General features: G+C 48.7%; 9 protein-coding genes. All 9 read left to right on the top strand.

Annotated elements, in window-relative coordinates; genetic code table 11:
* Positions 1-3 precede the first annotated feature (3 nt).
* The 9 genes from pabA to lysS all read left to right on the top strand — a co-directional run bounded on the left by pabA (position 4) and on the right by lysS (position 6727).
* Complete coding sequence (gene pabA, locus B1728_RS34450; protein WP_079914942.1) at positions 4-585, top strand: aminodeoxychorismate/anthranilate synthase component II; 582 nt, start codon at positions 4-6, stop codon at positions 583-585.
* Positions 582-1460: an aminodeoxychorismate lyase gene (pabC, locus tag B1728_RS34455; protein WP_079914943.1), complete on the top strand. Its 879-nt coding sequence runs from the start codon at positions 582-584 to the stop codon at positions 1458-1460. Before pabA ends, pabC begins: the two co-directional genes overlap by 4 nt.
* A 12-nt stretch (positions 1461-1472) precedes the next feature.
* Positions 1473-2342, top strand: coding sequence for a dihydropteroate synthase (folP, locus tag B1728_RS34460; protein ID WP_079914944.1), 870 nt, complete (start codon positions 1473-1475; stop codon positions 2340-2342).
* A gap of 8 nt (positions 2343-2350) precedes the next feature.
* Entirely contained in the window at positions 2351-2713 is a 363-nt protein-coding gene (gene folB / locus B1728_RS34465; protein WP_079914945.1) for a dihydroneopterin aldolase, read from the top strand.
* Positions 2714-2717: 4 nt separating this feature from the next.
* The gene (gene folK, locus B1728_RS34470; protein ID WP_079914946.1) at positions 2718-3224 is read left to right on the top strand and encodes a 2-amino-4-hydroxy-6-hydroxymethyldihydropteridine diphosphokinase; all 507 of its coding nucleotides are present in this window, start codon (positions 2718-2720) and stop codon (positions 3222-3224) included.
* Positions 3206-3415, top strand: coding sequence for a helix-turn-helix domain-containing protein (locus B1728_RS34475; RefSeq protein WP_079914947.1), 210 nt, complete (start codon positions 3206-3208; stop codon positions 3413-3415). Before folK ends, B1728_RS34475 begins: the two co-directional genes overlap by 19 nt.
* A gap of 26 nt (positions 3416-3441) precedes the next feature.
* Positions 3442-4461, top strand: a complete 1020-nt coding sequence (gene dusB, locus B1728_RS34480; RefSeq protein WP_079914948.1) for a tRNA dihydrouridine synthase DusB — start codon at positions 3442-3444, stop codon at positions 4459-4461.
* A 188-nt stretch (positions 4462-4649) separates the two neighbouring features.
* Positions 4650-5126: a transcription elongation factor GreA gene (greA, locus tag B1728_RS34485; RefSeq protein WP_079914949.1), complete on the top strand. Its 477-nt coding sequence runs from the start codon at positions 4650-4652 to the stop codon at positions 5124-5126.
* 104 nt (positions 5127-5230) lie between these two features.
* Complete coding sequence (lysS, locus tag B1728_RS34490) at positions 5231-6727, top strand: lysine--tRNA ligase (protein WP_079914950.1); 1497 nt, start codon at positions 5231-5233, stop codon at positions 6725-6727.
* Positions 6728-7186: the final 459 nt, after the last annotated feature.

Raw genomic sequence — 7186 nt, forward strand, 5'->3', positions numbered from 1 at the left:
GCTGTGATCCTAGTCATTGATAATTACGATTCGTTTACTTATAATTTGGTGCAATACTTGGGCGAGCTCGGTCAACGGGTGGAGGTTCGCCGCAATGACGAAATCGACTTGGCCGGTATCGAGGCTATGAAGCCGGACCATATTCTGATATCTCCGGGGCCGTGCACTCCGAACGAAGCGGGAATCAGCCTGTCGCTGATCGAGCATTTTAAAGGAAAAATTCCGATTCTTGGCGTATGTCTCGGACACCAATCGATCGGCCAAGTTTTTGGCGGTGAGGTCGTTCGGGCCGAGCGGCTCATGCATGGCAAGACCTCCCCGATCCTGCATGACGGGAAAACCCTTTTCAGGGATATCCCATCACCTTTCACGGCCACCCGATACCATTCCCTGATCGTCAATAGAGAGACGCTGCCCGATTGCCTGGAAATCAGTGCAGAGACGGAGGAAGGCGAGATTATGGGGCTCCGCCATAAGGAATATCCTATTGAAGGCGTACAATTCCATCCCGAATCTATCATTACCGATCACGGATTGCGTCTTCTGCGCAACTTTTTGAATGAAACGGCAGTGAAGCAGGCGTGAACATCTATGTCAACGGAAGCTTAATAGCGGAAGAACAGGCCGTGGTCTCAGTATACGATCACGGTTTTCTTTACGGCATAGGACTGTTTGAAACGCTCCGTACGTATAACGGGCAGCCTTTCTTGCTCAAGGAACACCAGGATCGGTTGATTGCAGGCTGCGAACAGCTGGGCATGGATTATCAGCCGGGGACCGGAGAGTGGGAGGGAATCATCGAATCGCTCCTTAAAGCGAACAGGTTAGAGGATGCCTACTTCCGCTTTACGGTAACGGCGGGGGAAGATATTTTGGGGCTTCCCGCCGGGGAATACTGCAAACCCAATTTGATTGTCTACGTCAAAGGATTGCCTGATCGGGACGAGAAGCTGTATCGAGAGGGGAAGTCGCTGCAGCTGCTAACCTTGCCTCGAAACACGCCAGAAGGAAGCGTAAGATTCAAATCCCTTCATTATATGAATAATATATTAGCCAAGCGTGAAATGAAGCGGTACCCATGGGCAGGCGGAGCCGAAGGCTTGCAGACCGACAAGCAGGGCTTTCTTGCCGAAGGGATCGTAAGCAATCTGTTTTTCGTCAAACACGGTCAGCTTCATACTCCAACGCTTGATACGGGAATATTACCGGGCATAACGAGAGCTTTTGTTATGGATCTGGCCAAACAGCTCGGTATAGCAGTAGAAGAGGGCTGGTACCGATGGGGAGATTTGCAGCTGGCGGATGAAGCTTTTATTACGAATTCCATTCAGGAGATCGTTCCGGCGACGACACTATATGATCCGGAGGGCCATTCCCGCATGGTAGGCAGCGGTACGTCCGGTCCGGTGACGAGGCGGCTCATAGAGCAATACGGACAACACACAATAATACGGAAATGACGGTGAACGCTCATGTCGAAATCAGTCAATGAGCAGCAGCCTTACATAGACTGCCGCGGAATAGCTTTGGATGTATATCATGAAACAGTCATTATGGGGATTTTGAATGTTACTCCGGATTCCTTCTCGGATGGGGGGAAGTTTACCGATCTTTCCGCCGCTGTCGACCATGCTAAACAGATGGTGGCCGACGGAGCCGGGATTATTGATATTGGAGGAGAGTCGACCCGCCCGGGCGCGGAGTTTGTTACATTGGAGCAAGAGCTGGAGCGGGTTATTCCTACTATCCGGGCTTTGAAGGAAGCCGGCATTCAGGTGCCCCTGTCGGTGGATACCTACAAGACAGAGGTGGCAAGACAAGCGCTGGAGGCGGGGGCCCATCTATTGAACGATATTTGGGGACTGAAGAAGGAACTCCATATGGCGAAGCTTGCCGCCGAATACGGGTGTCCCATCGTGATTATGCATAATCGCGTGAAGGCGGAGTATGATAATTTCATTCCCGATGTGATCGGGGATTTGCTGGAAAGCGTCCGGATAGCCCACGATGCAGGCGTGAAAGACCATCAGATTATTTTGGACCCGGGAATCGGGTTTGCCAAATCCTACGAGCAAAATTTGCAGCTGATGAACGAGCTTCATCAAATTGCCGCAATAGGCTATCCCGTCCTGCTTGGAACCTCCCGCAAAACGATGATCCGCACCGCCTTGCAGCTTCCTGCGAACGACGTAGTGGAAGGAACTGCGGCTACGGTAGCCATGGGGATTGCACAAGGCTGTCGAATTATGCGGGTTCATGATGTCAAATCCATGAAGCGCGTCGCTGTCATGGCAGACACTATTATCAAGCACCGTCTTCCAATCAAGAGCGATGAGAAATGAGGTAAATGATGGATAAAATCATATTGAACGGTATGCAATTTTATGGGTATCACGGCGTGTTTCCCGAGGAAAATAAGCTGGGTCAGCGGTATCACGTCGATGTAGAAATGCATATGCCCTTGGACAAACCGGGAGCTACGGATCATCTGGAGGACACCATCAACTACGCGGAAGCATATGAGCTCATTAAGAACATCGTGGAGAAGCGAATTTTCAAGCTGATTGAAGCTTTAGCCGAGCAGGTTGCATCTGAGCTTCTACAAACTTATACTAGTATAAATGCAATTACTGTACGCGTCAGGAAGCCGCATCCGCCGGTTGCAATGGTGTTCGATGGCGTTACAGTTGAAATTCATAGAAAGCGGGCATAAGTTCATGGGCTCACAGCCTTCACATCGCGTATACATTGCGCTTGGCTCCAATATGGGGGACAGAGAACGTTTGCTGCTTGAGGCGATTCGCCTGCTGGCAGAACACGAAACGATAGAGGTTAGCGGCTGTTCCGGTATTTACGAAACGGAGCCTGTAGGCTACGTAGACCAGGCGGCTTTTCTTAACATGGTCATTGAAATCAGGACGTCCCTGGAGGCGAAAGAGCTGCTAGGCGTTATGCAGCATATCGAACAAAGCCTCGGGCGTACGCGGGAGCTCCGTTGGGGACCGAGAACGATCGATTTGGATATGCTGCTGTACGATGATATACGCCAGGACGATCCGACGCTTATCCTTCCCCATCCAAGAATGCTGGAACGAGCCTTTGTCCTTGTGCCGTTGGTCGAGGTCATGCAAGCGCGGCGTGAGCAGCAGGCTGCCGAATGGGCGGCTCACCTAGAAAAGCTGGAGGGAAAGGAAGGCGTTGCTTTATGGAAAAAAATGCAATAGCACAGCGCATCCGCGCTTTTCGTAAGCTTAAGGGGTTCACCCAAAATGAATTGGCGGATCAGCTCGAAGTGTCTATCGCCGTACTTGGTGCCATCGAACGAGGGACGCGGAAGCCTGATCCCAAGATCATTCGAAAAATATCTGAAGTCCTGGGCATCGACCCGGATGAATTGCTGCCTGCTGCGAAGTAGGAACGAATGCGGAAGGAGGGATTAACATGTTGAAGATAGGAAATGTAGAAGCGCCGAACCAGGTGGTATTGGCTCCGATGGCGGGAGTATGTAACCCTGCTTTCAGACTGATTGCCAAGGAATTCGGCTGCGGGCTTGTTTGTGCGGAAATGGTGAGCGATAAAGCTATTTTGCATGGCAATCACCGTACTATGGAGATGCTTTATGTGGATGACCGGGAGAAGCCGCTCAGCTTGCAAATTTTCGGCGGGGACACGGAATCTCTTGTCGAAGCGGCCAAATATGTAGATCAGCATACCAATGCGGATATTATTGATATTAACATGGGGTGCCCGGTTCCCAAAATCACCAAATGCGATGCGGGGGCACGTTGGCTTCTGGATCCCCCCAAGATCGAGCAAATGATATCAACCGTGGTCAAATCGGTAAAGAAGCCGGTAACAGTGAAGATGCGTATCGGTTGGGATGATGAGCATATTTATGCCGTAGAGAACGCCAAGGCCGTAGAGAATGGCGGAGGCGCAGCTGTATCCGTACATGGACGCACACGCGTACAAATGTATACGGGACATGCTAATTGGGACATTATTAAGGAAGTTAAAGAATCCGTGTCGATTCCTGTCATTGGCAACGGCGATGTTTGCACACCGGAAGACGCCAAGCGAATGCTGGATCAGACAGGTGTCGATGGGGTAATGATCGGTCGGGCTGCACTCGGGAATCCGTGGATGCTGTACCGGACCATACAATACTTAACGAACGGCGAATTGCTTCCTGAGCCATCAGGGCAAGAGAAAATGCGTATTGCTCTTCTTCATATGGACCGCTTGGTTGCGCTCAAAGGAGAGCATGTAGCCGTGAAAGAAATGCGAAAGCATCTGGCGTGGTATTTGAAGGGACTGCCGGGAGCTGCTCGTGTCAAGGACGTAATCATGGAGCAAACGAAGCGGGATGAAATGGCTCGTGTGCTGGAAGAATTCGTGGCGTCATTGGGTCAGGAATCCCTTAGTGATACAGCCTCGGAGACGTCCGCAGCGGTACAATAATTGGGCTTTTTGCAGCATTTGGTTCAGATTGACATTTGAATGGGGTTGCAATATAATCAGTCAATAGTCATTACAAGCGGATCAGGCATCAGGATCTCGATCGTTAATATATTATTTATAAGTGAATTCATAGTCGAAGGAATCAGCTCGAAATATGAAAATCTTTCACATGACAGGAGATTGTTGCAATGAGTGAAAAAGAAGTCATCCTGACTCAGGAAGGTTTGAAAAAACTTGAGGAAGAGTTGGAGCACCTCAAATCCGTCAAGCGCCGCGAGGTTGCCGAACGGATCAAAGTAGCAATCGGCTACGGTGATATCAGCGAGAACTCCGAATATGAAGATGCGAAGAACGAGCAAGCGTTTATCGAAGGCAGAATTTTGACGCTGGAGAAGATGCTCCGGAATGCTCGGATTATTAATAATGATGATGTCGACACAGACACCGTCAGTGTTGGCTCTATCGTCACCCTGAAGGACCTGGAATTCGGCGATATCGTGGAATACAACATTGTAGGTACAGCGGAATCGGATCCGTTCCAAAATAAAATCTCCAACGAAAGCCCAGTAGGTAAAGCTATTCTTGGTAAATCGAAAGGCTCTTTGGTTGACGTTAACGTACCTGCGGGCGTGATTCAGTACGAAATCATCGATATTAAGAAATAAGATGGGTTTTATGCGGTAGTTATTGTAAAAGCCGTCGATAGAAAGCTTCCTTTGGAAGCTTTTTTAACGTATAGACAGCAAATCATAAGGAGCTGGGAACTAGCATGACTGTAGAACAAGAAATAAACGAATTGCTTCAGATCAGAAGAAACAAATTGGACGAGCTTCGCTCGCTTGGCATTGACCCGTTTGGACAAAAATTTAACCTTACCCATCATGCGGCCGATCTGCTTAAAGCATATGACGAGGTTTCCAAAGAAGATTTGGAAGCACAGGAGATTGAGGTCAGCATTGCCGGACGCATTATGCAAAAGCGCGGTATGGGCAAGGCGAGCTTTGCCCATATCCAGGACATTACCGGCAAAATTCAAATTTATGTCCGTGAAGATGCGGTCGGAACGGTGAAATACAAAGCCTTTGATATGCTTGATATCGGGGATATCGTCGGTGTTAAAGGAAGCATGTTCAAAACAAAGACAGGTGAGCTGTCCGTAAAAGCGCTGGAGGTAGAAGTGCTCTCCAAATCGCTCCTGCCGCTCCCTGAAAAATATCACGGGCTGAAGGACGTTGAGCTTCGTTACCGCCAGCGTTACGTGGACCTGATCATGAATCAGGAAGTGCAGCAAACGTTCATTACACGTTCCAAAATTATTCAATCGATGCGCCGCTACCTGGATTCCCGCGGGTACTTGGAAGTGGAGACGCCAACGCTTCATGCTATTGCAGGGGGAGCGTCCGCACGTCCGTTTATTACGCATCATAATGCGTTGGATATGCAGTTGTATATGCGTATCGCCATCGAGCTTCATTTGAAACGCCTGATTGTCGGCGGCATGGAGAAGGTATATGAGATCGGCCGCGTATACCGTAATGAGGGGATTTCCACCCGTCATAACCCTGAATTTACGATGATCGAGCTGTACGAGGCTTATGCCGATTACCAGGACATCATGAAATTGACGGAAAACATGATTGCCCATATTGCTCAGGAAGTATTGGGTACGACCAAAATTCAATACCAAGGCCATGAAGTCGACCTGGCTCCGCAATGGAGACGTGTTTCAATGGTGGATGCTATTAAAGAGGTCGTAGGTGTCGACTTCAGCAAGCATATGACCGATGAGGAAGCTCATCAATTGGCCAAAGAACATAAAGTGCCGGTAGAGCCTATGATGACATTCGGCCACATCGTGAACCAGTTCTTCGAAACGTTCGTTGAAGAAACACTGATTCAGCCTACTTTTGTATACGGGCATCCTGTTGCTATTTCTCCATTAGCGAAAAAGAATGAACAAGACCCGCGGTTTACCGACCGTTTCGAATTGTTTATTGTTGCCCGCGAGCATGCCAACGCCTTTACGGAGCTGAATGATCCTATTGATCAGCGGGAGCGGTTTGAAGCTCAGCTGTTGGAGCGCGAGCAGGGCAACGATGAGGCGCATGAAATGGACGATGACTTTATTCGTGCTCTGGAATACGGCATGCCGCCGACAGGCGGGCTGGGCATCGGCATAGACCGTCTGGTCATGCTGCTGACCAACGCTCCTTCTATTCGTGATGTGCTGTTATTCCCATTGATGCGTGAGCGTCAAGGCGACTAAGATTTATATTTCAACGAAACGTATCTTCCCTTTGTGGAAGGTACGTTTTTTCTATATAGTCTTTATAAACCTCTGGGTTCTCACAAAGCACCTGAATTGGTTTGAGCCAAGGTTCGCTTCACGGGGGTTCAGGAACGAACTAACAGGATAAGGAAACAAAAAAAGTTTGCAATTTGAGTTCGGTTTTGGTATATTACTCTTTGTCGCTTTTGAGGCTCTGTTGTTTAAGTGCTTGATTTCATCACATGATGATGTGGTAAAAAAAAGTACTTGCAATTGAGCGGGCGAATGTGATATATTATAAAAGTCGCCGCTAAACAAGGTGACGATACACGAGAGAACATTGTCCTTTGAAAACTGAACAACGAGTGAATGTTTTAATGAGAATGAAAATTCTCGCTAGCATTGAATTTTGAGCTTAAGACAAGCTCTATTATAGATCACTTCGGTGATCACTTT

The sequence above is a fragment of the Paenibacillus sp. 32352 genome (genome assembly GCF_002042965.1).
Lineage (GTDB): Bacteria > Bacillota > Bacilli > Paenibacillales > NBRC-103111 > Paenibacillus_S > Paenibacillus_S vulneris.